We start from the raw sequence: 25,384 nt of genomic DNA on the forward strand, positions 1-25,384 counted from the left end.
CGCGGCCTTACTTGAGGGAGATGGTGGTGTTGACGCCGGTGGACACGTCGTCATCGAACCAGCGCGCGGTGATCGTCTTGGTCTGCGTGTAGAACATGATGACCTGCTTGCCGTAGGGGCCCAGGTCGCCCAGCTTGGACGCGCGTGAGCCGGTGAACGAGAACAGCGGCACCGGCACCGGGATGGGCACGTTGATGCCGACCTGGCCGACGTCAATCTCTTCCTCGAACTTGCGCGCCGCGGCGCCGCTCTGCGTGAAGATGGCTGTGCCGTTGCCGTTGGGGTTGGCGTTGATCATGGCGATGGCCTCGTCCATGGTCTCGGCCTCGGCGATGCACAGCACGGGGCCGAAGATCTCCTGCTCATAGATGCTCATGCCGGGCTTGACGCCCGAGAAGATGGTCGGGCCGACGAAGTTGCCCTCGCGCAGCACGCCGTCCAGCGCCGGCTTGCGACCGTCCAGCTCCAGCCGCGCGCCCTCGGCGATGCCCCGCTCGATCAGCCCTTCCACGCGCTCACGCGCCGCGCAGGAGATGACTGGGCCCACATCGGTGCCGGCCGCGTCGCCCGCGCCGACCTTCAGCGTACGGGCCTTGGCCACCAGCTCGGGCACCCAGCCGCGAGCCTCACCCACGAGGATGGCCACCGACACCGCCATGCAGCGCTGGCCGGCAGCGCCGAAGCTGGCGCCGGCCAGCGCGTTCAGCGTCTGCTCCTTGTGCGCGTCAGGTAGCACGATGGCGTGGTTCTTCGCGCCCATCATGCATTGCACGCGCTTGCCCGAGGCAGACGCACGGTGGTAGACATGGGTGCCGACCTTGGTGGAGCCGACGAAGGACACGGCCTTGATGTCCGGGTGGTCACACAGCGCGTTGACGACGTCCTCGCCGCCGTGCACGACGTTGAGCACGCCAGCCGGGATGCCGGCCTGCAGCGCCAGCCGCACGAGTTCCATCGTCACCATCGGGTCCTGCTCGGACGGCTTCAGTACAAAGGTGTTGCCGGTAGCGATGGCCATCGGGAACATCCACAGCGGGATCATGGCGGGAAAGTTGAACGGCGTGATGCCAGCGCACACGCCCAGCGGCTGCAGCAGCGTGTAGGTGTCAACGCCGCCGGCAACGTTGTGCGCGCGCTCGCCCATCTGCAGGCTGCCGATGTTGGCGGCATGCTCCACCACCTCCAGGCCGCGGAACACGTCGCCCTCGGCGTCGGCCAGCGTCTTGCCCTGTTCGGCGGTCAGCGTCGCGGCCAGTGACTTCATGTTCTCGCGGATCAGCTGCTGGTACTTCAGGAACACACGGGCGCGGGCGCCGATGGGCGTTTTCTTCCAGGTCTTGAACGCGGCCTGCGCGCTGGCGATGGCCGCGGCCACTTCGTCCGGCGTGGCCATGGGCACGCGGGCCAGCACCTGCTGCGTGGCGGGATTCACGACGTCGCGCCAATGCGTCGTGCGGGACTCGACGAACTCGCCGTTGATCAGCAACGGGATGGTGGGCACGGCGTGGGCAAGGCTGGCGGTCATGAGTGTCTCCGGCGGTGTCGGGTGAAGAGGTGTTGCGGTCATCCCAGCTTTGCAAATTTGCCTGAACAAGGCGCAAATTCGCGCCTGCGGTTTGCAAAAATGCAAAATTGACCGAGGTGGCGATGGACTGGAACAACCTGCGTTTTTTCATGGAGCTGGCCCGGGCAGGCACGCTGCACGCGGCCGCGCGACGGCTGGAGGTGGACCACACCACCGTGGCCCGCCGCATCCGGGCGCTGGAGCAGCAGACCGGCGCCACGCTATTCACGCGCGAGGCCGACGGCCACCGCCTCAGCGAGGCCGGCCGGCAGCTGCTACCCAAGGTGGAAGCCATGGAGGCGGCCTTTCGCCAGATGGAGCGCAGCGGGCCGCTGGCGATGGCGGCCGACGAGGGGCTGTCCGGCGTCGTGCGCATCGGCGCCACCGAGGGACTGGCCACACGGGTGCTGGCGCCAGCGCTGGCGCAGTTCTCACGCCTGCACCCACGGCTGGTGGTAGACCTGCTGGCCCTGCCCCGCCTCGTACATCTGTCGCGGCGCGAGGCCGACATCGTCATTTCCCTGGAGCGGCCCGCGCGCGGGTCGGTCGTGGTTGCGAAGCTGGCCGACTACAGCCTGCACCTGTACGCCAGCCGCGACTACCTGGGCGACCAGCACGGGCCGCAGACGGTGGAAGAGCTCGCCGGCCACAGCTTCGTCAGCTACGTGGACGACCTGCTGTTCACCAAGGAGCTGCAGATCCTGGACGAGCTGCACCGGCCACAGCAGTTCGCGCTGCGCTCCACCAGCATCCTGGCGCAGTACGAGGCGGTAGCGGCCGGCGCCGGCATCGCCGTGCTGCCGGCCTTCGTCGCGGCGAGCGACGCACGGCTGGTGCGGCTGCTGCCGCAGCACCACTTCAAGCGCACCTTCTGGATGTCCATGCCACAGGAGGCGCGGCAACTGCCACGCATGCAGGCCGTGTGGGCGCTGCTGCGCGAAGTGGCCGAACGTGAGCAACTTCGCCTGCTGGCGCCCTGACGTGGCGGCCCGCCGGGCTCAGGTGTACTGCTTCTCCAGCGCGTCCCAGCCGGGCTTGCCCACGAGGCGCTGGCGCTCGGCGAATGGCGCCACCAGGCCGCTGCTCTCCAGCACCTGCTTGTCGTCGCGCAGCGCGGTGAGCGCCTTCTGCATGCCCATCACGGCACCCTGCAGCGCAGCGTTGGCATACAGCACGATGCCGTAGCCCAGTTGGCCCAGCTCCTCAGCACCGAAGATGGGCGTCTTGCCGCCGATGACCATGTTCATCAGCTGCGGCTTGCCCAGGCGCTTGGGCAGGGCGCGGACTTCGTCTTCTTTCGTGACCGCCTCGACAAACAGGATGTCGGCGCCCGCCTCGGCGAACATCTGGGCACGCTCGATCGCGGCCTCGAAGCCCAGCGTGGCGGCCGCGTCGGTGCGTGCCATGATCATGAAGTCCGGGTCGCGGCGCGCATCCACGGCGGCCTTGATCTTGGCCGTGGCCTCCTCGGCGGAAATGACTTCCTTGCCCGAGAAGTGGCCGCAGCGCTTGGGCGCGACCTGGTCTTCGAGCTGGATGCAGTCGGCACCGGCGCGCTCCAGCGTGCGCACGGTGTGGATGACGTTCAGCGCGTTGCCGAAGCCAGTGTCGGCGTCGACGATGAGCGGCAGGTTGACCGCATCGCGGATGCGGGCCGTGTGGTCTGCGATCTCGGCCAGACCCATGAAGCCTTGGTCGGGCATGCCGAACCACATGTTGGTGACGCCGGCGCCTGTGACGTAGAGCGCCTCGTAGCCGAGGTCTTCAATGACCTTGGCCGACAGCGCGTTGAACGCGCCTGGCACGATGACGCCACGGCGGGCTTCGACAAGGGCCTTGAGTTGCTTGCGGGTGGACATGACGTGTAGAAGTTGGGTTAGAAGCTGCACGCGGGAACGCGGACGACGCCTTCCATCAGGATGCGGGCGCTGCGGCTCATGACGGCCTTGGTGACCGTCCACTGGCCGTCGACCTGGCGGGCCTGGGCGCCGACACGCAGCACGCCGGACGGGTGACCGAAGCGCACGGCCGCCCGCTCGCCGCCGCCCGCGGCGAGGTTGACCAGCGTGCCGGGAATGGCTGCGGCGGTGGCGATGGCGACCGAGGCCGTGCCCATCATCGCGTGGTGCAGCTTGCCCATAGACAGCGCGCGCACCAGCAGATCGATGTCGCCGGCCGGTACGGCCTTGCCACTGGACGTGGTGTAGTCCGCCGCGGGCGCAACGAAGGCGATCTTGGGCGTGTGCTGGCGCGTGGCGGCTTCTTCGGCCGTCTGGATCAGGCCCATGCGCAGCGCGCCGGCCACGCGCAGCGCCTCAAACTTGGCCAGCAGCGCTGGCGAACCGTTGATGTGCTCGCGCAGCTCGGCGCCGGTATGGCCGATGTCGGCCGCGTTGACAAAGACGGTTGGGATGCCCGAGTTGATCAGCGTGGCCTTGACCGTGCCGAGGCCGGGCACGTCCAGGTCGTCGACCAGGTTGCCGGTCGGGAACATTGCTCCGCCGTCGTCGCCGTCGTCGGCCGGGTCCAGGAACTCCAGCACGATCTCGGCGGCCGGAAAGGTCACGCCGTCCAGCTCGAAATCGCCGCTCTCCTGCACCTGGCCGCTGCGCACGGGCACGTGGGCCACGATGGTCTTGCCGATGTTGGCTTGCCAGATGCGCACGGTGCAGATGCCGTCCTGCGGCACGTCGCGCACGTAGCCGGCATGGATGGCAAACGCGCCTGCGCCGGTCGACAGGTTGCCGCAGTTGCCACTCCAGTCGACAAAGTCCTTATCAATGGACACCTGACCGTAGAGGTAGTCCACGTCATGGCCGGCGCGCGTGCTGGGCGAGATGATCACGCACTTGCTGGTGCTGCTGGTGGCGCCACCCATGCCGTCGATCTGCGCGGCATAGGGGTCGGGGCTGCCGATGACGCGCTGGAACAGCCGGTCGCGCGGCTGGCCGGGCACGCGGCAAGTCTCGGGCAGGTCTTCCAGCCGGAAGAACACGCCCTTGCTCGTGCCGCCACGCAGGTAGGTGGCGGGGATGCGGACCTGAGGCTGCGCACTCATGCCGCGTGCTCCGCGAGGAAGTCCTGCGCAAAACGCTGCAGCACGCCACCGGCGTCGTGCACTTGCACCTCCTCGGCCGTGTCCAGCCGGCAGCGCATGGGTGCGCGGTCGGTGCGGCCGTCGCGGCGGTGGATGACGAGGTTCAGCGTCGCGCCCGGCGCAATGTCGCCCTCGACGTCGTAGACCTCGGCGCCGTCCAGTTGCAGCGTCAGGCGGTTGGTGCCGGGCAGGAACTCCAGCGGCAGCACGCCCATGCCGATCAGGTTGGTGCGGTGGATGCGCTCAAAGCCCTCGGCCACGACGACCTCCACGCCCGCCAGGCGCACGCCCTTGGCGGCCCAGTCGCGCGAGCTGCCCTGGCCGTAATCGGCGCCGGCAATGATGATCAGCGGCTGGCGGCGGTTGAGGTAGGTCTCCATCGCCTCCCACATGCGCATGACCTGGCCCTCGGGCTCCACGCGTGCCAGCGAGCCGACGCGCTGACTGCCATCGGCGTGGCGCACCATCTCGTTCTTCAGCGTCGGGTTGGCAAAGGTGGCGCGCATCGCGGTCAGGTGGTCGCCGCGGTGCGTGGCGTAGGAGTTGAAGTCCTCCTCCGGCAGGCCCATCTTGTGCAGGTACTCACCGGCGGCCGAGTCCATGAGGATGGCGTTGGACGGCGACAAGTGGTCGGTCGTGATGTTGTCCGGCAGCAGCGCCAGCGGGCGCATGCCGCGCCGCGTGCGCGGGTTGGCGGCCAGCGCGCCAACGCCCTCGGTGTCCCAGTACGGCGGGCGGCGGATGTAGGTGGACTGGCGGCGCCATTCGTACTGCGGCGCGGCGCGCTCGGCGCTGTCGCGGATCGCGAACATCGGCTCGTACACGGCGCGGTACTGCGCCGGCTTCACCGCTGCGGCAACGACGGCGTCGATCTCCTCATCGCTGGGCCACAGGTCCTTCAGGCGGATCTCGCGGCCGTCCACGACGCCCAGCACGTCGTTCTCGATGTCGAAGCGCATGGTGCCGGCCAGCGCGTAGGCCACCACCAGCGGCGGCGATGCCAGGAAGGCCTGCTTGGCATAGGGGTGGATGCGGCCGTCGAAGTTGCGGTTGCCGGACAGCACGGCGGTCGCGTACAGGTCGCGGTCAATGATTTCCTGCTGGATCTTGGGGTCCAGCGCGCCGCTCATGCCGTTGCAGGTGGTGCAGGCAAAGGCCACGATGCCGAAGCCCAACTGCTCCAGCTCGCCCAGCAGGTCGGCTTCCTTCAGGTAGAGCTCCACGGCCTTGGAGCCGGGCGCCAGCGAGGACTTGACCCAGGGCTTGCGTGCCAGGCCCAGCGCGTTGGCCTTCTTGGCCAGCAGGCCGGCAGCGATAACGTTGCGCGGGTTGCTGGTGTTGGTGCAGCTGGTGATGGCCGCGATGATGACGGCGCCATCGGGCATCAGGCCCTGCGCCTCCTGGGCGCGGGCCTTGTCTAGATCCACCGCGATACCGCGTTCACGCAGCGCCGAGGTCGGCAGCCGGCGATGCGGGTTGGACGGGCCGGCCATGTTGCGCACCACGCTGCCGAGGTCGAAACGCAGCACGCGCTCGTACTGCGCCGTCTTCAAGTCCTCGGCCCAGAAGCCGGCGGTGCGGGCGTACTGCTCCACCAGGCGCAGCTGCTCGTCGTCGCGGCCGGTGAGGCGCAGGTAGTCAACGGTCTGGCGGTCGATGTAGAACAGCGCCGCCGTCGCGCCGTACTCCGGGCACATGTTGGCGATGGTGGCGCGGTCGCCGATGGACAGGCTGTCCGCGCCCTCGCCGTAGAACTCGAGGTAGGCGCCCACCACCTTCTGCTGGCGCAGGAACTCGGTCAGCGCCAGCACCACGTCCGTCGCCGTGATGCCGGGCGCGCGGCGGCCGGTCAGCTCGACGCCGACGACATCAGGCAGGCGCATCCACGAGGCACGGCCCAGCATCACGTTCTCGGCCTCCAGGCCGCCCACGCCGATGGCGATGACGCCCAGCGCGTCCACATGCGGCGTGTGGCTGTCGGTGCCGACACAGGTGTCGGGGAAGGCCACGCCGTCCTGCACGTAGACGACCGGCGACATCTTTTCCAGGTTGATCTGGTGCATGATGCCGTTGCCGGCCGGGATGACGTCGACGTTGTTGAAGGCACGCTTGGTCCACTCGATGAAGTGGAAGCGGTCCTCGTTGCGGCGGTCCTCGATGGCGCGGTTCTTCGCGAAGGCGTCGGGGTCGAAGCCCCCGCACTCCACCGCCAGCGAGTGGTCCACGATCAGCTGCACCGGCACGACCGGGTTCACCGCTGCCGGGTCGCCGCCTTGCGCGGCGATCGCGTCCCGCAGGCCGGCGAGGTCGACCAGCGCGGTCTGCCCCAGGATGTCGTGGCAGACCACGCGCACCGGGAACCACGGGAAATCTAGGTCGCGCTTGCGGCCGATGAGCTGACCCAGGAAAGCATTCAGCTGCGCGGGCTCGGCGCGGCGCACCAGGTTCTCAGCGTGCACACGGGCGGTGTACGGCAGCGTGGCCCAGGCGCCGGGCTGGAGCGCCTCGACGGCTTCGCGGGCGTCGAAGTAGTCCAGCGCCGTGCCCGGCAGGGGTTTGCGGTGGGCGTGGTTCACTTGCGATCCTGGATGGCGACGAAGGGCTGGTCCTCGGGGCCGGTGTAGTTGGCGCTGGGGCGGATGATCTTGTTGTCGATGCGCTGCTCGATGACGTGGGCCGCCCAGCCGCTGGTGCGCGAGATGACGAACAGCGGCGTGAACATGGCGGTGGGCACGCCCATCATGTGATAGCTGACGGCGCTGAACCAGTCGAGGTTGGGGAACATCTTCTTGACCTCCCACATGACCGACTCCAGCCGCTCGGCGATGTCATACATCTTCGTGGAGCCGGCCTCGTCGGACAGCTGCTTTGCCACACCCTTGATGACGACGTTGCGCGGGTCGCTGACCGTGTAGACCGGGTGGCCAAAGCCGATGACGACCTCCTTGCGCTCGACGCGGGCGCGGATGTCGGCCTCGGCCTCGTCCGGGTTGTCATAGCGCTTCTGGATCTCGAAGGCCACCTCGTTGGCGCCGCCATGCTTGGGGCCACGCAGCGCGCCAATGGCGCCGGCAATCGCTGAGTGCATGTCGCTGCCGGTGCCGGCGATGACGCGGGCCGTGAACGTGGACGCGTTGAACTCGTGCTCGGCGTACAGGTTCAGCGAGGTGTGCATCGCTCGCACCCAGCTGTCGCTGGGCGTGTCGCCGTGCAGCAGGTGCAGGAAGTGGCCACCGATGGAGTCGTCGTCCGTTTCCACCTCGATGCGGCGGCCGTTGTGGCTGAAGTGATACCAGTACAGCAGCATGGAGCCCAAGGACGCCATCAGCCGGTCCGCGATGTCGCGGGCGCCGGGCAGGTTGTGATCATCCTTCTCGGGCAGCGTGCAGCCCAGCGCCGACACGCCGGTTCGCATCACGTCCATCGGGTGGGCGGCGGCGGGCAGGGTCTCCAGCACGCTCATCACTGCATCGGGCAGTCCGCGCAGCGCCTTGAGCTTGGCCTTGTAGGCCTTCAGCTCGGCCCGTGTGGGCAGCTTGCCGTGTACCAGCAGGTGGGCGATCTCTTCGAACTCGCAGACTTCGGCGATATCCAGGATGTCGTAGCCGCGGTAGTGCAGGTCGTTGCCGCTGCGGCCCACCGTGCACAGCGCGGTGTTGCCGGCCGTCACGCCGGACAGCGCCACGGATTTCTTGGGCTTGAAGGTCGGGTTGGGGGTGTCGCTCATGGCGGAAGTCTCCTGGCTGGTGTGACGGCGGCGCGGGCCTGCATGCTGCCTGCGCCCTGGTGGTTCGTCGATGTTCGCAATCTTCGCAGCGCCGTGCGTGTTGCTCAACCAAACGATGGCGTGCAAATGCGAAGATCTCGGCTTGGTTTTGCGAACTTTGCGAACATTCGGGCCATGCGAAAGATCTTTCTGGGCGTGAAGCTCAAGACGCTGCGCGAGCAGCACGGGCTGACGCAGGCGGCGCTGGCGCAGCGACTGGCGCTGTCGCCCAGCTATGTGAACCAGCTGGAGAACAACCAGCGGCCGCTGAGCATGGCCACGCTTGAGCGCCTGCAGGCCACGCTGGGCGTGGACCTGCAGTTCTTCTCCGAGGACGATGAGGCGCGGCGACTGGCGCAGCTGCACGAGATCGTGGCCGAGGCGGCTCGCCCGGGCGAAGCCGGCGGCGGCGTGCCCGATGCGGAGCTGCGCACGCTGGCCCAGCAGATGCCCGCCGTGACCCAGCTGCTGCTGCGCCTGCACGCCCGCGCGCGCAGCGCCGAGCAGCGCCTGGCCAGCCTCGGCCAGGGCCACCGCGATGGCGGCCCGGCGGCAGGCGGCCAGGCCTCGCACGAAGAGGTGCGCGACTTCTTCTACGCCCACCACAACCACATGGACGGCCTGGATCGCGCGGCCGAGGCGCTAGCCCGCCGTCTGCAGGCCGGCGACAGCACGCAGGACCTGGTGCCTCAACTGGAGGCCTACCTGCAGGCCACGCACGGCGTGCAGGTGCGCGGCGTCGTGGAAGGGCGGCTGCGCCGCTTCGACCCCGCCGAGCGCCGGTTGCGCCTGGGCGATACGCTGACGGCTGGCCAGCGTGCCTTCCAGCTGGCCACACAGCTGGCCTACCTGGAGGCCGGGCCGGCCATCGACCGGCTGGTGGCCTCCAACCCCTTCAGCCCCGAGGCAGCGGCGCTGGCGCGCATCGGGCTGGCCAGCTACTTTGCCGGGGCCCTGGTGCTGCCCTACGACCGCTTCCTGGCGGCGGCGCAGGAGTTGCGCTACGACATCGCGCTGCTGGCACGTCGCTTCGGCGTCAGCTTTGAGACCGTGTGCCACCGCTTGTCCACGCTGCAGCGGCGTGGCGCCCGGGGCGTGCCCTTCTTCTTCGTGCGGGTGGACCGGGCGGGCAACATCTCCAAGCGCCAGTCCGCCACCGACTTTCACTTTTCGCGTGGCGGCGGCACCTGCCCGCTGTGGAATGTGTACGAGGCCTTCGCCCAGCCAGGTCGGGTGCTGACCCAGGTGGCCCGCATGCCGGACGGCCGCGCCTACCTGTGGATCGCGCATTGCGAGCCCCGCCCGACCGGCGGCTACGGATCACCCAACCGCGAGTTCGCCATCGGCCTGGGCTGCGACTTGCGGCACGCCAGCCAGTTGGTCTATGCCAAGGGGTTGGCGCTGGACGACTCGGCCAGCGCCACGCCCATCGGCCCGGGCTGCAAGCTGTGCGAGCGCGAGGGCTGCGCGCAGCGTGCCTTTCCGTCGCTGGGCAAGCGGCTGCACATCGATGAGAACGAGCGCGTGGCCCAGCCCTATGCCGCGCAGTAGCGGCCGTTGGCGCCGTCAGCGCGCCGCCGGCAGCGCGCCTGGCAAACGGGTGGGCTCGGTCCAGCCGGTGACCCGGCGCACTTCGGCCGGCACCGGCAGCGGCTGAACACCCTCGGGCACGCGGGCCAGCTCGTAGCGGCGCAGCTCGGGGCTGCGAAAGATCGCGCCCATGGGCGCCGACAGCGCCCTACCCTGCGTCTCCACGCCCGGCACAGCCTGGCGGAAGGCGTCCAGCGTCGCGTGCTGGGCGATGCAAGCTGCGCCCGCCGCAGCGGTCGTGGGCGCCCAGCTGACCAGCGGCTGTCCATCCCCGGCGCGCAGGTAGAGGTTGCCATTCACGCGTGTAGACATGGGCGCCGTGACCTTGCCGCACACAAGCGGCGGCTGCTCGAAGCGCAGCAGCGGGCCCTTGACGCCGGCATCCGCCACCAGCAGGTTGCCCTCGAACACATGGCCCACGCGCTCGTGCACGTCGGGCCCGGTCTGCGGGTGCCAGCCGAAGTGATCGCCCTGCGCGCTGCGCTCGGTGCGGTCGATCAGCACTGGGGAGTTTACGAAGGTGTTGTGGTGGAACTTCGCCCCGGCGGCGTTCAGGATGCGCGCGCCCTGCTGGTTGTTGACGAACACATTGCCGGCCACGGTGAGGCCTTGGGAGATCTCGAAGAAGACACCCGCCATCGTGCCCTCGACATGGTTGTTGACGAACACGGCGTCGCGGTTGCCCACGTCCCACCAGACGCCGTTGGAGTACGGCTGCTCGATGACAAGGTTGTCGCGCACGACGACTCGGTGCGACTGGTTGAAGATCTTCACGGCCGCCGGGTAGTAGCCGGTCAGGCGCTCGACGTTGTTGCGGCGGATCAGGTTGCGCTCCAGCAGCACATCGGACGAGCCGATCACGTAGATGCCCTCGGTGCTGGTGTCGCTGATCAACGAGTTCCGGATGACCAGCCTGTCGCCGCGGAAGAAGCCCGCGACGCGCGAGCAGTGGCTGATCGTGACGTTCTCCAGCAGCGTGCCGACGACCTCCTTGCCGTGCTCGCTTTCGGGCGACGGGCCGACGGGATCGTCCGTGGGCTCCTCGGACACCGGCGTCGACGGCTTCCTACCCTCGATGTCGATCGCGCGGTAAGCGTACTGCGTCAGCGTGATGCCGCGCAGCTGGAAGCCCTTGCGATCCGATGCCTTGCCGTGCACGGCGCGCGAGGGGCGGTGCAGCGCCACGTCATGCGCGGTGATCTCCACGGTCCTGCCCGCCGGGTTCACGCCGATGTAGACATGGCCCTTGGCGTAGTCGATGTAGAAGCCCTTGCTGCCCAGCTCGCCGGGCCAGCCCATGGACTGCAGCGGTTCACCGTCGACGAACACCATGTCGTTGTTGAAGCGGTGTAGCGGCGTGTGCATGGACTCGCGGGCCGCATGCCACCAGGCCAGCGGCTGCGCCGGGAACAGCGTCTTCCAGCTCGTGCGCCAGACGTTGTTGGGCAGTGCCTGCCACTCGGCTGCAACGCGCGTGCCCTTGAGCACCGGGGCTTCGTCCAGGTAGGGCTGGAGGCTGACGCCCTGGTTGAGCTGCAGGCCGCCGGTGCGGTAGATGCCGCCTCGCAGCACGATGGCGTCGCCGGTCACCACACGGGCGACGGCAGCCTCCAGCGTGGTGGGCTCGCCCAGAGAGTTGCCGATCGCGTCGGCACGGCCATCCGGGGCGACGAAGTACACATGGGCAGCCTGCGGCACGGCGTAGCGCTGCGGCACAGGGCCGTACGGGCCGCCCGAGGGTTGGCCCACGGCCGCGGTGGCGGCCAGCAGGCCGAGCGCGCCCAGCCAAGGGCGCAGGGTCTTGCAGAGGTCAGAAAGCATGCAGTCTCCAGAGGATTTTCATCACAAAGGTATCGCTACCATTTGCTGTGGAGCGCACGCTACCACGACCGCGCGACGCCCGCCGCTGCCGGGAATCAGGCGCTGGTCAGCGCAGTGGGACGGGGCGGATGCCGCCCTGCTCGTCGTAGCTCAGCGGCGCCCAGGTGATGGCGCGCCGGTGGCTGCCGCCACCAGGCAGCAGCGCGTCATGGAAGAACAGGTAGCTGCGGCCCTCGTGCTCGACGATGGCCTGATGGTTGGTGGAGATCTTCAGGTAGTCCAGGATCACGCCCCGGTACTGAAAGGGCCCCAGCGGCGAGCTGCCCGTGGCGTAAAGGATCTGCCCTGGCCAGCCCGACGAGAAGCTGAAGTAGTAGATGCCGCCGCGTTCATGCAGGAACGGTGCCTCACCATAGGTCTTTTTCGGGTCGGGCAGTCCGTGGATCTCGACGTTGCGGATGGCGCCGTCCAACGTCTTCATGTCGGCCTGCAGCCTGACCACCTTGGGCACGCGGGTGCCGAAGTACAGGTAGGCGTGGCCGTCCTTGTCGACAAAGACGGCCGGGTCGATGGGTTCGTCGCCCGCATTCGCGTCGCGGGCCTTGTCTACCAGCGCATCGCCGCGGGCGTCGACGAAGCCACCGTCCGGCCTGTCGGACACGGCCACGCCGATGCGGTCCCCGCCCACCGGTGCGTAAAAGTAGTAGCGCCCGTGCCGGTAGGCCGCCTCCGGTGCCCAGGCCTTGGCATCGGGCCGTGCCCACTTGAAAACCGACACGTCCAGCGGAACGCCGGCGTCCGTCCAGGCCTGCAGATCCGGTGAGGTGTAGAGGCGCCAGCTCGTCGAATCCCAGTACTTGCCGGAGTTGGACGCGTCGTCGGTCGCGTAGACGTGGAAGGCGCCGCCGGCCGCCGTGCGGAAGAAGTGCGGCGACGGGTCGGCCGCGAAACGGGGCGAGATCGGCTGGCGGCCCTGGGCGCCGGCGGCTGCAGCCGCCGAGAGCAGGCAGAGGGTGAAGAGTGCGCGCATGCGCCAGTCTAGGAAGCGCCACCGCGCCGCAGGCGCTGCCTGCCGCAATCGCTCATGCGGATGACCGTAGCACGCTGATTTGCATAGCTGTGACGAAAAAAGGAATCCCAGCCGCTGGGTTCGCGTCGCTAGCATCGCAGTGCATGTCCCGACCGATTGACCGCGTTTCTCGCCGCCGCCTGTTGCAGGGCGCCGCCCTGAGCAGCTCGCTGCTACCCCTCACGCCGCTGACGGCCCAGGTGCTGGACGCGCCCTCCCCGCGCTTCGCGGTCGGCACGCAGCACTTCCTGCTGGACGGCCAGCCGCTGCAAATCCGCTGCGGCGAGATGCACTTCGCCCGCGTGCCGCGAGAGTACTGGCGGCACCGCCTGCAGGCCATCCAGGCCATGGGCCTGAACGCCGTCTGCGCCTACCTGTTCTGGAACTTCCATGAATGGCGCGAAGGCCGCTACGACTGGGCCGCCCAGCGTGATGCCGCCGCCTTCTGCCGGCTGGCGCAGGAGCTGGGCCTGTGGGTCATCTTGCGCCCCGGCCCCTACGCCTGTGCCGAGTGGGAGATGGGCGGCCTGCCCTGGTGGCTGCTGAAGAAGTCGCCCAGCGATGCCTTCCTGCGCACGCGCGACCCCGCCTATGTGGCGCCGGCCCGGCGCTGGATGCGCGAGGTGGGCCGTGAGCTGGCGCCGCTGCAGATCACCCGCGGTGGCCCCATCCTGATGGTGCAGGTGGAGAACGAGTACGGCTTCTTCGGCGAGGACTTGGCCTACATGCGCGAGATGCGCCAGGCGTTGCTGGACGGGCAGTTCGACGTGCCGCTGTTCCAGTGCAACCCGACCAACGCCGTCGCCAAGACTCACATCCCCGAACTGCTGTCGGTGGCCAACTTCGGCAGCGACCCCCAGCGCGGCTTCAACGCGCTCAAGGCCGTGCAGCAAGGCCCGCTGATGTGCGGCGAGTACTACTCCGGCTGGTTCGACACCTGGGGCACGCCGCACCGCAAGGGCGACGCCGCCAAGGCCGTGGCCGACCTCGCCTGGATGCTGAAAGCCGGTGGCTCCTTCAGCCTATACATGGCCCATGGAGGCACCAGCTTCGGTCTGTGGGGCGGCTGTGACCGCCCCTTCCGCCCCGACACCACCAGCTACGACTACGACGCCCCCATCAGCGAGGCTGGCTGGACCGGTGAGAAGTTCCAGGCCTACCGCGAAGGCCTGCGCCCCTTGCTCCCTGCCGGTGAGACGCTGCCTCCGCCCCCGCCGCGCCAGCCCGTCATCGCCATTCCCCCCTTCCCGCTGAAGCAAGCGGCGCCGGTACTGGCCAACCTGCCTCCGCGCCGGCTGCGCGTGGACAGCCCGCAGCCCATCGAGGCCTACGACATCAGCCGGGGCCTCGTCGCCTACCGCACGACGCTTCCCGCCGGACCGGCCGGCGTGCTGGAGGTGGCCAAGGCCCGCGACCTGGCCTGGGTGCACGTGGACGGACAGGCCGTCGGCAGCTTCGACACCCGCCACCGCCGCTACCGCGTGCGGCTGCCGGCACGCGCCAAGGCGGTCAGCGTGGAGATCCTGCTCTACACCATTGCCCGCGTGAACTTTGGCGTGGAAGTGCATGACCGCAAGGGCCTGCACGGCCCGGTGAGCTTCACGCCCGTCGGTGGCGAGCAGCAGCCCGTCACGGGCTGGGAGATCCGTGCCATCGACTTCGACGCCGATGCCGCGCTGCCGCCGCTGAAGTTCCGCGCGGCCCGGCCCGCGGACGCCACGACGGCCGCGTTCTGGCGCGGCAGCTTCCGGCTGGACGAGGTGGGCGACAGCTTCCTGGACCTGTCCCCCTGGGGCCAGGGCATCGTCTGGGTCAACGGCCAGTGCCTGGGCCGCTACTGGAGCATCGGCCCCACGCAGACGCTGTACCTGCCGGCACCGTGGCTGCGCCGGGGCCGCAATGACATCGTCGTGCTGGACCTGACCGGCCCGCGACGCGCCGAGATCGCCGGGCTCACCACGCCCATCCTTGATCGCCTGCGGCCCGAACTGGACCTGCCCCAGCCTGCCCACCACGCCCGCCCGCAGCTGGACGGCGTCACACCAGTGCTGGACGGCGAGTTCGCGCCCGGCGGCGCCACGCAGGTGCTGCGCTTCGCGGGGCCGGCCACGGGCCGCTTCTTCGCGCTGGAGGTGCCGGACCAGGCCATAGCGGCCATCGCCGAGATCGCGCTGCTGGACACGTCCGACAAACCGCTGAACCAGTCCAACTGGACCATCGCCTACGTCAGCAGCGAGGAGCGGCTCAGCACCGACGGCTCGGCGCTGAATGCCATCAACGGCCAGAACTCCGACTGCTGGATCAGCGCCCACAGCCAGGCCCCGGTTACGCCGCTGCCGCACCGGCTCATCGTGGATATGGGCCGCAGCGTTGAGGTCGCGGCGCTGCGCTACACGCCGCGCCAGGGGCCCGACGGCGTGGCCGGCCGCATCCGACGCTACCGCGCCTACCTGGGCGACGGCCTCGTGAACAGGCCCGACTGAACCAGGCCCAGCGCCAGCGCAATGCCAACCAGCACGATGGCGCCGCCCATCAGCATCTGCGCCGTGACGGGCTCGCGCAGGAACAGCCAGCCCCACAGGATCGCGAACAGCGGGATCAGAAAGGTCACCGACACCGCATTGGTGGGCCCGACGCGGCTCATCAGCCGGAAATACATCAGGTAGGCCAGCGCCGTGCACAAACTGGCCAGCGCCAGCGCGCTGCCCCAAGCCACGGCGCCCGGCAGCGCCGCGGGCCATTGCCATAGGGCCGGCAGCACCAGCAGCAGCGCGGCCGCCGCCTGGCTGCCCGTGGCCACGGCCAGCGGCGGCACGCCGGTCAGCCAGCGCCGGGTGGCGTTGGCGGCAAGGCCATAGCACAGCGTGGCCACCGCGCAGGCCAGCACGGCCCACAGGCCCGCATGGTCGGAGCCGGGTTTGAAGCTGGCCTTGTCCCAGGCCAGGAAGGTTACGCCCGCGAAGCCGATCGCCAGCCCCAGCACGCGCAGCCGCGTCAGGCCCTGGCCCAGCCAAGCGAAGGCCACCACGGCCGTCCACAGCGGCGTGGTGGCGTTCACGATGCTGGACAGCCCGGCCGTGATGGACAGCGCCGCGAACGAGAACAACGCGAAAGGGATGGCGCTGTTCAGCGCCCCGACGACCAGCAGGCCGCGCCAATGTGTGCGCAGCTCGGCTAGCTGCCCCCGCGAGGCCAGCAGCGGCAGCAGCAGCACGCTGGCCAAGCCGACCCGCACGAAGGCCAGGGCCAGCGGCCCGAACTCGTGTGCACCCAGCCGCATGAACAGGAAGGACGCGCCCCACAGCGCCGCGAGCAGCACCAACTCGCCGAGATCGAAGGGCTTCATGCGGCAGCGCGCTCCAGCGCCAGCAGCGCCTGCTTGCGCGCCAGGCCGCCGGCATAGCCTGTCAGCGAGCCGTCGGCCCCGACGACGCGGTGGCAGGGCACCAGCACCGAGATCGGGTTGCGCCCCACGGCCGCGCCGAGGGCCCGGGCCGCGCTCGCGCGCCCCAGGCGCTGCGCCAGCCGGCCGTAGGTGTCGGGCGCGCCGGGCGGGATGTCCAGCAGCGACCGCCACACGGCGCGCTGGAAGGCAGTGCCGGCCGGGTCCAGCGGCGGCAGCGTGAACGGACGGCCGCTGAAGTAGGCGGCCAGCGCGTCCGCCGTGGCGGCCAGCACAGGGTCCTGGCCGTCGTCCACCGGCACGGTCAGCGCGCCGGGGTGGTGCTTCTGGCCGTCAAACCACAGGCCCGACAGGCCGGCGGCACTGCGCGCGGCGGTCAGCGGGCCCAGCGGCGTCGCCAGGCGGCGCTGCAGCAGGTGATGGGAAGTCATGCATGTCTCCAGAGGTGCAGCACGGCGTAGCTGCGAAACGGGCGGCAGCCCTCGGCGGCTTGCTGGTAGGCGCGCGGCGACAGCGGCGGGCCGTCGCCGCTGAGGGCCTTGCGCAGCACCACGTCGCCGGGCGGGAAGGCGTCGGGCCAGCTCCAGCCGCGCATCAGCATGTAGGCCGCCGTCCAGGGGCCGATGCCGGGCAGCTGCGTCAGCTGCTCGGCAGCCGCCTCGGGCGTGCCGTCGCGGTGCGCGTACGCGAGCTGCGGCCAGGCCTGGGCCAGCGCGATGAGGCTGTCGGCCCTGCGGCCGATGATGCCGAGCGAGGCAATGTCGTCCCGCGTGGCGGCGGCGATGCGCTCGGGCGTGGGGAACAGGCGCTGGCAGCCCTCGGGCGCCTCCGCCAGCAGCTCGCCGAAGCGCTCGACGAAGCGGCCCGCCAGCGTGCGCGCCGCCGCCACCGTGATCTGCTGGCCCAGCACCGCGCGCACCGCCAGCTCGAAACGGTCCAGGCAGCCGGGCAGCCGCTGTCCCGGCACGGCAGCCGGCCCGGACACCTGGCCCAGCGCAGCGGCGATGGCGGCGGGGTCGGCGTCCAGGTCGAGCCAGCAGCGCAGTCGCGGCAGCAGCGCGCCGACGGCGGGCCACAGCCCCGGCGACAGCTCGACCGTCACTTCGCCGAGCTGCGCAAAGCCCACCCGCAGCCAGCCGGCATAGCGCTGGCTTGCGTGCACCAGCGCCAGCGAGCGCGTGATGGCGCCATCGGCCACCTGCTCGACGCCGGCCACCGCGCGCGGGGCCAGGAAGGCCAGCACGCCCGGCACGTCGTACGGCGCCCGGTAGGCCAGCCGCAGCCGCGAGGCCGGCGGCGCGCTGCCCTCGCGCCCGGCGCGGCGCAATGCCGTGGGCTGCAGCCGGTAGTGCTCGAGAAAGGCCGCGTTGAAGCGCCGCAGGCTCGCAAAGCCGGCCGCGTGCGCCACGGCCTGCACGGTCAGCGCGCTGTCCGTCAGCAGTGACTTGGCCAGCAGCAGCCGACGCGTCTGCAGGTACTGGAGCGGCGACACGCCGTGCTCGGCCTGGAAGATGCGGCGCAGGTGCCGGCTGCTGACGCCGAGGTGGGTGGCCAGGCCCTCCACGCTTGCCTCGGGGTCGTCACAGGCATCCAGCCACCGGGCGGCCTGCTGGGCCAGCGTGCGGGAGGCGTCAGCTGTCGTCCACGGCAGGTCCTGCGGGGCGAGTTCGGGGCGGCACTTCATGCAGGGCCGAAAGCGCTGTGCCTCGGCCTGCGCGGCCGACGCGAAGAAGCGGCAGTTCTCGCGGCGCGGCAGCCGCACGCGGCAGACGGGTCGGCAGTAGATGCCGGTGGACGTCACACCCACGTAGAGCCGGCCGTCGAAACGCGCATCACGCGCCTGCAAGGCGGCGTAGGCGGCATCGGGCGGCAGGTTGGCGTGAGACATGCAGCCAGTCTAGGCGGCCGGCCCGCCGTCGACTGGCAGTTTCCGGACATGTCCCCGCGGCCGCTCAGCCCGGCGCGAGTGCCTCCGGGTGGGCCTTGCGCAGCTGTGCGACGACACCGGCGTCCACCAACTGCTGGTAGGCCGCCCGCACACGCGCCACAGTGGCCTCGGGCATGGCCGGGCCGGCGGCGGCGTAGAAGTCGAAACCGTTGTCCATCAGCGTGACGCGCAGGCCCACACCGCCGTCGCGCGCCTCGGTGGAGCGCAGCACCGCCTCGGGCCCGACGACGGCATCGACGATGCCGCGCCGCAGCAGTGCCAGCAGTTCAGCGTAGTCCTTGCCTTCCACGACGCCGGCGATGCCGGCCTGCTCCAGCCAGCCCCGGCCCACCGAGGCGCGCAGCGAGCCCACACGCAGCCCCTTGAGCTGGGCGATGGTCGACGGCGCCGGCCCGGCGCCGGGCAGCGTGAACACGGCAAACCGGAAGCGCCCGACCGGGAACAGCCAGCGAAAGCGCGCCTCGCGCTCCGGGGCGCGTGTGAACACCAGTGCCGCTTCGGCATGGCCGGCCTCCAGCATGCGCAGCGCGCGCGCGAAAGGCACGAACTGCAGCTGCACGGCCAGCCCCGCCTGCCGCGCGACCTGCTCGTACAGCCGGAAGGCAAAGCCCTCCATGCCTCGCTCGCCCTGCCACACATAGGGCGGCACGTCATGGCACACCCACAGGCCGCCCATGGCGCGCGCGGCGCCGCCCGTGCCTGCGAGCAGGCCGGCCAGGGTCAGGGTGCGGCGGTTGAGCATGGGGCGCGGGTGGACTGCCCCGACTCTAGGCGCTTTCCGCCCGGCGAGCGCTACATCGCCTTGAACAGGTGGACGTAGGCACGGCTGACGGGCAGCTCGCGCGCCACGCCGCGCACGCGCACGAACAGGCGACTCTGCTCGTCGCGGCGCGTGCCGGCGACATGGTCGAGGTTGATGATGGTGGCCCGGTGCACCTGCCAGAAGCGGTCGGGGTCCAGCTGCGCGGCCAGCTCGGCAATCGGCGTGCGGATCAGGTGCTCGGCGGTCGCCGTCTGCACGACGGTGTACTTGTCGTCGGCGTGAAAGAACAGCACATCCTCCACCGCCAGTTGGTGCATCAGGTCGCCCTGGGCGGCGCGCACGTAGCGCAGTCGCGTGGGCGTTCCCGGCTGGGCCAGCAGGCGGCGCAGCGTGTCGGCCAGGGCGCCCTCGCCGTCCGCAGCGGGCGGCGCGGCCTGCAGCCGGCCAACGCAGGCGGCCAGCCGCTCGGCCTTCAGCGGCTTGAGCAGGTAATCGACCGCGCGCGCCTCGAAGGCCTCCACGGCGTACTGGTCGTAGGCCGTCACGAAGACCACGCGGGTGGCGCCCTCGATGCCCTGGGCAACTTCCAGCCCGGTCAGGCCCGGCATCTGGATGTCCAAGAAGGCGATGTCAGGCTGCAGCTCGGCGATGGCGGCCGCGGCCTCCACGCCGTTGGCCGCCAGGCGCAGCACCTGCAGGTCGGGCCAGGCCTGCGCGAGCTGGGCCTTCAGGTACTGGGCGAGATGGGGTTCGTCGTCGGCGATCAGGGCAGTCGTCATGGGCTGGCTCGGAATCAGTAGGGTCAATTGGTATGGGGAATGCGGATCAGGGCCAGCGTCCCGCCGCCGTCGCGCGGCGCCAGCGTCAGCGTGGCGGTGGCGCCCCAGCGGGCGGCGAGTCGGGCACGGATGTTGTCCAGCGCGACGCCGTTGCCAGGCCGCCGGCGCGGGGCGTCCAGCCCCTGGCCGTCGTCGGCGACGCTGATGCACAGACCTTGGGCGTCGCGCTGCGCCGAGATGGTGATCTCGCCGCCATCAATCTTGGGCTCCAGGCCGTGGTGCACGGCGTTCTCCACGAGCGGCTGGATCAGCAGCGGCGGCAGCGCCACGCCGGCCAGCTCTGGCGGCAGCACCAGCCGCATGCGCAGCCGCTCGCCCATGCGCAGCTGCATCAGGCCGAGATAGGACTCCAGCATCGCGAACTCCTGGGCCAGCGTCGTCGACTCGCCGCGCAACTGGCCCAGGCTGGCGCGCAGATAGTCGGTAAAGCGCTCCAGCATGAGCTTGGCGCGCGGCGGGTCGAAGTCGATCAGGCTCTGCACATTGGCCAGCGTGTTGAACAGGAAGTGCGGCTCGATCTGGCCCTGCAGCAGGCGCAGCTGGGCCTCGGTCACGCGGGCCTGCAGGCGTTCCTGCTTCCAGCGCGCGCGGTAGCGCAGGCCCAGCACCAGCGAGATCAGCAGCGAGATGGCGACAAACTCGCCCCAGAACGCCGGCCGCGCCAGCGCGCGGTACCACCCGGGCATGGACCACACCGCGTCGACGGCCGCCAAGCCGATGACCAGGCCGGTCACCGAGCACAGCATGGCCGTGCCCGAATAGAACAGGCCGGCCCGCCAGTCGCGCCAGCTGTTGATCGTGTCCAGCCAGTGCTGCGGTGCCAGCCGCTCGAAGCCCCGGAAGGCGAAGAAGAAGCAGGCTGTCACGCAGGCGCTGACCAGCATATGGCCGGGTACCGTGCTACGCCACCAGGCAGCCGTCCCCAGGCGGCCATGCTGCAGCCCGTAGATGCTGGCGAAGAAAAATCCAAAGCCCAGCATCCACACGGCCATGATGATCAGCCGCATCCGCAACCGGTCGGGCCGATGCTTCATCAGTATGCGCTGGTGGCGCAGCGCCTGGGCGAGTTCCTGGGTGAATGTCATGGGGCGCGAGTGTAGGAAGCCCTCACGGCATGCCCCTTGCATGAGCGACGAATCGACAGCCGGCGCGACGGATGGCGGGTCATGAAGCGTCATGGGCCATGCCTACAATCCGCCGCGATTTCAAAACCATCCAGATTCCAAAGGGATTCCATGCAGGTCAACGCATCCATCTTCAAGGCCTACGACATCCGTGGCGTCGTCGGCAAGACCTTGGACGAAGCGCTCGCTGAAGCGCTGGGCCGCGCCTTCGGCACCGAGGCCAAGGCGCTGGGCGAGAAGGCCGTGGCCGTGGGCCGCGACGGCCGCCTGTCGGGCCCGGGCCTGGTGGCCGCGCTGATCCGTGGCATCGCGTCGACCGGCCTGGACGTCGTCGACATCGGCGCCGTGACCACGCCCATGCTGTACTACGTCGCCGCCACGCGCGGCAAGCATGGCTGCAACTCCGGCATCATGGTCACGGGCAGTCACAATCCGAAGGACTACAACGGCTTCAAGATGGTGCTCAAGGGCGCCGCCGTCTATGGCGAGCAGATCCAGGGCCTGAAGAAACGCATCGAAGCCGAGGATTACGCCACTGGCAAGGGCCGCGTGGGCCAGATGGACATCGTTCCCGAGTACAAGGCCCGCGTCGTCAAGGACTGCAAGCTGGCCCGCCCGATGAAGATCGTCGTCGACAGCGGCAACGGCATCCCCGGCGCCTCGGCCCCGGCCATCCTGCGTGCGCTGGGCTGCGAGGTCATCGACATCTTCTCCAAGGTGGACGGCGACTTCCCCAACCACCACCCCGATCCCAGCCGCCCCGAGAACCTGGAAGACCTGAAGAAGATCGTCCACGCCACCGACGCCGAGCTGGGCCTGGCCTTCGACGGCGACGGCGATCGCCTCGGCATCGTCACCAAGGACGGCGAGATGATCATGCCGGACCGCCAGATCATGCTGCTGGCTGCCGACATCCTGAAGCGCAAGCCCGGCGCCGAGATCATCTTCGACGTCAAGTGCACGCAGCGCCTGGCGCCGTGGATCAAGGAACACGGCGGCAAGCCACTGATGTGGATGACCGGCCACTCTCTGGCCAAGGCCAAGCTGAAGGAAACCGGCGCGCCGCTGGCCGGCGAGCTGTCGGGCCACATCTTCTTCGCCGAACGCTGGTACGGCTTCGACGACGCGCTGTACACCGCCGGCCGCATGCTGGAAATCCTGTCGCGCAGCGCCGACCCCAGCGCCGTGCTCAAGGGCCTGCCCAACAGCTTCAACACGCCCGAGATCAACGTGCCCTGCGCCGAAGGCGAGCACCACGAGGTCGTCAAGCAACTGAAGGCGCTGGTGACCACCGCCGACCTGCCGGGCGTGCTGGAGATCAACACCATCGACGGCATGCGCTTCGAGTACGCGGATGGCTTCGGCCTGATCCGCCCGTCCAACACCACGCCGGTGCTGGTGCTGCGCTTCGAAGGCCACACGCCCGAGGCGCTGGAGCGCATCCAGCACGACGTGCTGGCGCAGCTCAAGCGGGTGAAGCCCGACGCCACCTTCGCCGCCGGCCACTGAGCACGCAATGGGCGAGCTGGGCTTGATCCTGATGGTGCTGGGCTTCCTGGCGCTCTACGTCACGCCGGCCTTGCTCGCCATCGGCCATGTGCTGCGAAACAACCAGCCCCGGCTCTGGTTCGTGGTGTTTTTCTGCATGCCACTGCTGGGGCCGCTGCTGTACCTCATGTGGCCCAAGGGCTCGGCCTCCCGGCCGCGCGCCCGATGATCGAGTACCTGTGCGGCTGGGCCTACGCTGGCCTGCTGCAACTGCTGACGCCCTTCTACCTGCTGCGCCTGTGGCGGCGTGGCCGCCAGGAGCCGCTGTACCGGCATGCCCTGGGCGAGCGGCTGGGCTTCTATCCACAGCCGACCGAGCACGGCCGGCTGTGGATACACGCGGTGTCGCTGGGTGAGACGCGCGCGGCCAGCGCGCTGATCGGCGCGCTGCGCGACCGCGACCCGTCGCTGCGCCTGCTGCTCACCCATTCCACCGCCACCGGCCGCGAGGCCGGCCAGGCGCTGCTGCGCGAGGGCGATGCGCAGACCTGGCTGCCCTACGACACGCCCGGCGCGGTGCGGCGCTTCCTGCGCCACTGGCAGCCGCGCCTGGGTGTGCTGATGGAAACCGAGGTCTGGCCCACGCTGCAGCGCGAGGCGGAAGCGGCGAGCCTGCCCATGGTGCTGGCCAATGCGCGGCTGTCGGAGAAAAGCCTGCGCCAGGGCCGGCGCTTTGGCGCGCTGCTGCGCCCGGCCGCGCGGCGCATGACACTGGCGCTGGCGCAGACCGAGGCCGATGCGCAGCGCATCCGCGCCATGGGCACGGCCCGTGTCGAGGTGGCCGGCAACCTGAAGTACGACATCGCCATGGACCCGGCGCTGATTGCCCGCGGCCGGGCCTGGGCGCTGCAGCTGGGCCGGCCCGTGCTGATGCTGGCCGTCAGCCGCGAAGGCGAAGAGGCCGCGCTGTTGGCAGCGTGGGCGCAGCAGCCCCTCCCTCGCCCGCTGCTGGCCATCGTGCCGCGCCACCCGCAACGCTTCGACGAGATCGCCGGCCTGATCCAGGCGGCTGGCTTCACGCTTGCGCGGCGCAGCCAGTGGGGCGACGAACCGCCGGCAGACGCGCTGCAGGCGGAGGTGTGGCTGGGCGACTCCATGCGCGAGATGCCGCTGTACTACGGCTTGGCCAGCGTCGCGCTGCTGGGCGGCAGCTTCGAGCCGCTGGGCGGGCAGAACCTCATTGAGGCGGCGGCCTGCGGCTGCCCGGTGCTGGCCGGGCCGCATACCTTCAACTTCGCCGAGGCCACCGAGCTGGCGCTGGCCGCCGGTGCCGCCGAGCGCTGCGACGGCCTCAGCGCAGCCGTGCTGCGCGGGCTGCAGCTGTGCGGCGACGCGGCGCCCTCACGCCAGGCGATGGCGGCGCACGCGCTGGCGTTCGCGGCCGCTCACCGCGGCGCGGCGGCGCGCATGGCCGGCGTCATCCTTTCACTGCCCAGCCGCCGCCCAAGGCCTTGACGAGCTGCGCCGTCGCCGCCCACTGCGCGCCGCGCAGCTGGGCCAGCGCACGCTCGGTGGCCAGCGGTGTGCGCTCGGCCTCGGTCACATCCAAGTAGCTGACGGCGCCCTGGGCGTAGCGGCTGCGGGCCACGGCCAGCGCCTGGCTGCTGGAGGCCAGCGTGCGCGCCTGCGCCTCGACGACCGCCGTGCGGCCCTGCAGCTCGGCCAGCGCATCGTCCACCTCACGCAGCGCCTGGAGCATGCGGCCCCGGAAGGCGGCCAGGGATTCGTCCACCGCCGCCTTGGCCGACGCCAGGCTGGCCTGGTTGCGCCCGCCGTCGAACAGCGGCAAAGAGAGGCTGGGGCCGACGTTGTAGAGCCGTGCCGGCGCGGAGAGCAGCGCGCCCAGGTCCTCGCTCGAGTAACCGAAGCTGCCGGTCAGCTTGATGGATGGGTAGAAGGCCGCCTCGGCGATGCCTACCTGGGCCGTCGCCGCATGCAGCTGAGCCAGGCTTTGCGCCAGGTCGGGGCGGCGCTGCAGCAGCTCCGACGGCAGGCCCGCGCGCAGCGGCGGCGGCGTGGTCAGCTGCGATGAAGCAGCGGCCTGCAGCTTCAACTCGGCGGCGGCCTGGCCGGTCAGCGCGGCCAACTGGTTCAGCACCAGCGCCTGGCGGCGCGGCAGGTCGGCCACATCGGCGTCGGCGGCGGCCAGCTCAGCGCGCACGCGTGCCAGGTCTTGCGTCGTCGAGGCGCCGGCGTCAAAGCGCGTCTGCGCGACGCGCAAGGCCAGGGCACGGCTGTCGCGCACCCGCTGCAGCGCGCCCGTCTCGTCGGCCAGCGCTCGCCACTGCCAGTAGGCGGCGGCAACGTCAGCCGTCAGCGCCACGCGGGCGGCGGCGGCGTCCAGCGTGGAGGCGTCCAGCTGGGCCTGAGCCGCCTCCTGCTGGCGCTTCACGCGTCCCCACAGGTCCAGCTCCCAGCCCAGGCTGGCAGTCAGGCCAAAGCTCTCGCCCTCGAAGCTGACGGCGCGGCCGTTCAGCACCGGCGTCGTCGTAGCCCGGGCCGAGGTGCGCAGACCGCCGGCATTGGCGCCGACGTCCACGCGCGGCAGTTGGTCGGCCGTCGTCGCGCCGAAAACGGCACGGGCCCGCGCGATGCGTGCGGCGGCGGCGGCCAGCGTGGGGCTGGCCTGCAAGGCCTGGGCCTGCAGCGTGTTGAGCTGGGCGTCGCCAAACATCAGCCACCAATCGCGCTGCAGCTCAGCACCCACCACCGAGCTGGCGGCGCGGTAGGCGGTGGGCGCAGGGGCAGCCGGGGGTTGGTAGTTGGGCCCCAGCGTTGTGCACGCAGCCAATGCGGCCGTGGCGACAAGGGTGAGGACGGTCTTGAGTTGGATCATGGTGGATCTCCCGGAT

At 70.2% G+C, this 25,384-nt stretch carries 20 protein-coding genes; 6 read left to right on the forward strand and 14 right to left on the reverse strand.

Going from position 1 to position 25,384, the window contains the following annotated elements; genetic code table 11:
• Positions 1-7 precede the first annotated feature (7 nt).
• Complete coding sequence (locus ACG0Z3_RS17955) at positions 8-1,525, reverse strand: CoA-acylating methylmalonate-semialdehyde dehydrogenase (RefSeq protein ID WP_394399962.1); 1,518 nt, start codon at positions 1,523-1,525, stop codon at positions 8-10.
• Between the two features lie 122 nt (positions 1,526-1,647).
• Between ACG0Z3_RS17955 and ACG0Z3_RS17960 the strand changes: the two genes are divergently transcribed.
• Positions 1,648-2,544, forward strand: a complete 897-nt coding sequence (locus tag ACG0Z3_RS17960) for a LysR family transcriptional regulator (RefSeq protein WP_394399964.1) — start codon at positions 1,648-1,650, stop codon at positions 2,542-2,544.
• An 18-nt stretch (positions 2,545-2,562) separates the two neighbouring features.
• Here ACG0Z3_RS17960 and ACG0Z3_RS17965 read toward each other — a convergent pair whose 3' ends face one another.
• The 4 genes from ACG0Z3_RS17965 to prpC are packed head-to-tail and all read right to left on the reverse strand — an operon-like array spanning position 2,563 to position 8,388.
• Positions 2,563-3,423, reverse strand: a complete 861-nt coding sequence (locus ACG0Z3_RS17965; RefSeq protein WP_394399966.1) for an isocitrate lyase/PEP mutase family protein — start codon at positions 3,421-3,423, stop codon at positions 2,563-2,565.
• 17 nt (positions 3,424-3,440) lie between these two features.
• Positions 3,441-4,622 carry a 2-methylaconitate cis-trans isomerase PrpF gene (prpF, locus tag ACG0Z3_RS17970; protein WP_394399968.1) on the reverse strand — a complete coding sequence of 394 codons (1,182 nt, stop codon included), beginning with the start codon at positions 4,620-4,622 and terminating at the stop codon, positions 3,441-3,443.
• Positions 4,619-7,237: a Fe/S-dependent 2-methylisocitrate dehydratase AcnD gene (gene acnD, locus ACG0Z3_RS17975; RefSeq protein WP_394399970.1), complete on the reverse strand. Its 2,619-nt coding sequence runs from the start codon at positions 7,235-7,237 to the stop codon at positions 4,619-4,621. Before acnD ends, prpF begins: the two co-directional genes overlap by 4 nt.
• Positions 7,234-8,388 carry a bifunctional 2-methylcitrate synthase/citrate synthase gene (gene prpC / locus ACG0Z3_RS17980; protein ID WP_394399972.1) on the reverse strand — a complete coding sequence of 385 codons (1,155 nt, stop codon included), beginning with the start codon at positions 8,386-8,388 and terminating at the stop codon, positions 7,234-7,236. Before prpC ends, acnD begins: the two co-directional genes overlap by 4 nt.
• Positions 8,389-8,562: 174 nt before the next feature.
• Between prpC and ACG0Z3_RS17985 the strand changes: the two genes are divergently transcribed.
• On the forward strand, positions 8,563-9,978 hold the full coding sequence (locus tag ACG0Z3_RS17985) for a short-chain fatty acyl-CoA regulator family protein (protein ID WP_394399974.1): 1,416 nt from the start codon (positions 8,563-8,565) through the stop codon (positions 9,976-9,978).
• Between the two features lie 15 nt (positions 9,979-9,993).
• Here ACG0Z3_RS17985 and ACG0Z3_RS17990 read toward each other — a convergent pair whose 3' ends face one another.
• Complete coding sequence (locus tag ACG0Z3_RS17990) at positions 9,994-11,838, reverse strand: right-handed parallel beta-helix repeat-containing protein (protein ID WP_394399976.1); 1,845 nt, start codon at positions 11,836-11,838, stop codon at positions 9,994-9,996.
• A 106-nt stretch (positions 11,839-11,944) separates the two neighbouring features.
• The gene (locus ACG0Z3_RS17995; RefSeq protein WP_394399978.1) at positions 11,945-12,868 is read right to left on the reverse strand and encodes a family 43 glycosylhydrolase; all 924 of its coding nucleotides are present in this window, start codon (positions 12,866-12,868) and stop codon (positions 11,945-11,947) included.
• A 143-nt stretch (positions 12,869-13,011) separates the two neighbouring features.
• Here ACG0Z3_RS17995 and ACG0Z3_RS18000 point away from each other — a divergent pair, with 143 nt between their 5' ends.
• Positions 13,012-15,390 (forward strand): beta-galactosidase, encoded by a 2,379-nt coding sequence (locus ACG0Z3_RS18000; protein WP_394399980.1) that lies wholly within the window; start codon positions 13,012-13,014, stop codon positions 15,388-15,390.
• On the opposite strand, the gene ACG0Z3_RS18005 is transcribed toward ACG0Z3_RS18000, so the two are convergent.
• From ACG0Z3_RS18005 to ACG0Z3_RS18030, 6 genes are all read right to left on the reverse strand, one after another.
• A complete protein-coding gene (locus ACG0Z3_RS18005) occupies positions 15,354-16,253 on the reverse strand; it encodes a DMT family transporter (protein WP_394399982.1) in 900 nt (299 codons plus the stop codon). The two genes, ACG0Z3_RS18000 and ACG0Z3_RS18005, sit on opposite strands and share 37 nt — an antisense overlap.
• Positions 16,250-16,741: a methylated-DNA--[protein]-cysteine S-methyltransferase gene (locus ACG0Z3_RS18010; protein WP_394399984.1), complete on the reverse strand. Its 492-nt coding sequence runs from the start codon at positions 16,739-16,741 to the stop codon at positions 16,250-16,252. Before ACG0Z3_RS18010 ends, ACG0Z3_RS18005 begins: the two co-directional genes overlap by 4 nt.
• A complete protein-coding gene (locus ACG0Z3_RS18015) occupies positions 16,738-18,198 on the reverse strand; it encodes a DNA-3-methyladenine glycosylase 2 family protein (protein ID WP_394399986.1) in 1,461 nt (486 codons plus the stop codon). The genes ACG0Z3_RS18010 and ACG0Z3_RS18015 overlap by 4 nt, the downstream gene beginning before the upstream one ends.
• Positions 18,199-18,262: 64 nt before the next feature.
• A complete protein-coding gene (locus tag ACG0Z3_RS18020) occupies positions 18,263-19,000 on the reverse strand; it encodes a substrate-binding periplasmic protein (RefSeq protein ID WP_394399988.1) in 738 nt (245 codons plus the stop codon).
• A gap of 50 nt (positions 19,001-19,050) precedes the next feature.
• The gene (locus tag ACG0Z3_RS18025) at positions 19,051-19,800 is read right to left on the reverse strand and encodes a LytR/AlgR family response regulator transcription factor (protein WP_394399990.1); all 750 of its coding nucleotides are present in this window, start codon (positions 19,798-19,800) and stop codon (positions 19,051-19,053) included.
• Positions 19,801-19,823: 23 nt separating this feature from the next.
• Positions 19,824-20,945 (reverse strand): sensor histidine kinase, encoded by a 1,122-nt coding sequence (locus ACG0Z3_RS18030; RefSeq protein ID WP_394399992.1) that lies wholly within the window; start codon positions 20,943-20,945, stop codon positions 19,824-19,826.
• 150 nt (positions 20,946-21,095) lie between these two features.
• Between ACG0Z3_RS18030 and ACG0Z3_RS18035 the strand changes: the two genes are divergently transcribed.
• The 3 genes from ACG0Z3_RS18035 to ACG0Z3_RS18045 are packed head-to-tail and all read left to right on the forward strand — an operon-like array spanning position 21,096 to position 23,987.
• Positions 21,096-22,493, forward strand: a complete 1,398-nt coding sequence (locus ACG0Z3_RS18035) for a phosphomannomutase/phosphoglucomutase (protein WP_394399994.1) — start codon at positions 21,096-21,098, stop codon at positions 22,491-22,493.
• Between the two features lie 7 nt (positions 22,494-22,500).
• Entirely contained in the window at positions 22,501-22,701 is a 201-nt protein-coding gene (locus ACG0Z3_RS18040; RefSeq protein WP_394399996.1) for a hypothetical protein, read from the forward strand.
• Positions 22,698-23,987: a 3-deoxy-D-manno-octulosonic acid transferase gene (locus ACG0Z3_RS18045; RefSeq protein ID WP_394399998.1), complete on the forward strand. Its 1,290-nt coding sequence runs from the start codon at positions 22,698-22,700 to the stop codon at positions 23,985-23,987. The genes ACG0Z3_RS18040 and ACG0Z3_RS18045 overlap by 4 nt, the downstream gene beginning before the upstream one ends.
• Here the strand turns inward: ACG0Z3_RS18045 and ACG0Z3_RS18050 are convergent.
• The gene (locus ACG0Z3_RS18050) at positions 23,950-25,368 is read right to left on the reverse strand and encodes an efflux transporter outer membrane subunit (RefSeq protein WP_394400000.1); all 1,419 of its coding nucleotides are present in this window, start codon (positions 25,366-25,368) and stop codon (positions 23,950-23,952) included. The two genes, ACG0Z3_RS18045 and ACG0Z3_RS18050, sit on opposite strands and share 38 nt — an antisense overlap.
• Between the last annotated feature and the right edge of the window lie 16 nt (positions 25,369-25,384).

It is taken from the genome of Pelomonas margarita (assembly GCF_043555875.1).
In the GTDB taxonomy this organism is placed as follows: domain Bacteria; phylum Pseudomonadota; class Gammaproteobacteria; order Burkholderiales; family Burkholderiaceae_C; genus Pelomonas; species Pelomonas margarita.

Bases quoted from the DNA above. Each gene is read 5' to 3' on its own strand.
- ACG0Z3_RS17955 (WP_394399962.1), bottom strand. From the start codon at position 1,525: ATGACCGCCAGCCTTGCCCACGCCGTGCCCACCATCCCGTTGCTGATC.
- ACG0Z3_RS17960 (WP_394399964.1), top strand. From the start codon at position 1,648: ATGGACTGGAACAACCTGCGTTTTTTCATGGAGCTGGCCCGGGCAGGC.
- ACG0Z3_RS17965 (WP_394399966.1), bottom strand. From the start codon at position 3,423: ATGTCCACCCGCAAGCAACTCAAGGCCCTTGTCGAAGCCCGCCGTGGC.
- prpF (WP_394399968.1), bottom strand. From the start codon at position 4,622: ATGAGTGCGCAGCCTCAGGTCCGCATCCCCGCCACCTACCTGCGTGGC.
- prpC (WP_394399972.1), bottom strand. From the start codon at position 8,388: ATGAGCGACACCCCCAACCCGACCTTCAAGCCCAAGAAATCCGTGGCG.
- ACG0Z3_RS17985 (WP_394399974.1), top strand. From the start codon at position 8,563: ATGCGAAAGATCTTTCTGGGCGTGAAGCTCAAGACGCTGCGCGAGCAG.
- ACG0Z3_RS17990 (WP_394399976.1), bottom strand. From the start codon at position 11,838: ATGCTTTCTGACCTCTGCAAGACCCTGCGCCCTTGGCTGGGCGCGCTC.
- ACG0Z3_RS17995 (WP_394399978.1), bottom strand. From the start codon at position 12,868: ATGCGCGCACTCTTCACCCTCTGCCTGCTCTCGGCGGCTGCAGCCGCC.
- ACG0Z3_RS18000 (WP_394399980.1), top strand. From the start codon at position 13,012: ATGTCCCGACCGATTGACCGCGTTTCTCGCCGCCGCCTGTTGCAGGGC.
- ACG0Z3_RS18005 (WP_394399982.1), bottom strand. From the start codon at position 16,253: ATGAAGCCCTTCGATCTCGGCGAGTTGGTGCTGCTCGCGGCGCTGTGG.
- ACG0Z3_RS18010 (WP_394399984.1), bottom strand. From the start codon at position 16,741: ATGACTTCCCATCACCTGCTGCAGCGCCGCCTGGCGACGCCGCTGGGC.
- ACG0Z3_RS18015 (WP_394399986.1), bottom strand. From the start codon at position 18,198: ATGTCTCACGCCAACCTGCCGCCCGATGCCGCCTACGCCGCCTTGCAG.
- ACG0Z3_RS18020 (WP_394399988.1), bottom strand. From the start codon at position 19,000: ATGCTCAACCGCCGCACCCTGACCCTGGCCGGCCTGCTCGCAGGCACG.
- ACG0Z3_RS18025 (WP_394399990.1), bottom strand. From the start codon at position 19,800: ATGACGACTGCCCTGATCGCCGACGACGAACCCCATCTCGCCCAGTAC.
- ACG0Z3_RS18030 (WP_394399992.1), bottom strand. From the start codon at position 20,945: ATGACATTCACCCAGGAACTCGCCCAGGCGCTGCGCCACCAGCGCATA.
- ACG0Z3_RS18035 (WP_394399994.1), top strand. From the start codon at position 21,096: ATGCAGGTCAACGCATCCATCTTCAAGGCCTACGACATCCGTGGCGTC.
- ACG0Z3_RS18040 (WP_394399996.1), top strand. From the start codon at position 22,501: ATGGGCGAGCTGGGCTTGATCCTGATGGTGCTGGGCTTCCTGGCGCTC.
- ACG0Z3_RS18045 (WP_394399998.1), top strand. From the start codon at position 22,698: ATGATCGAGTACCTGTGCGGCTGGGCCTACGCTGGCCTGCTGCAACTG.
- ACG0Z3_RS18050 (WP_394400000.1), bottom strand. From the start codon at position 25,368: ATGATCCAACTCAAGACCGTCCTCACCCTTGTCGCCACGGCCGCATTG.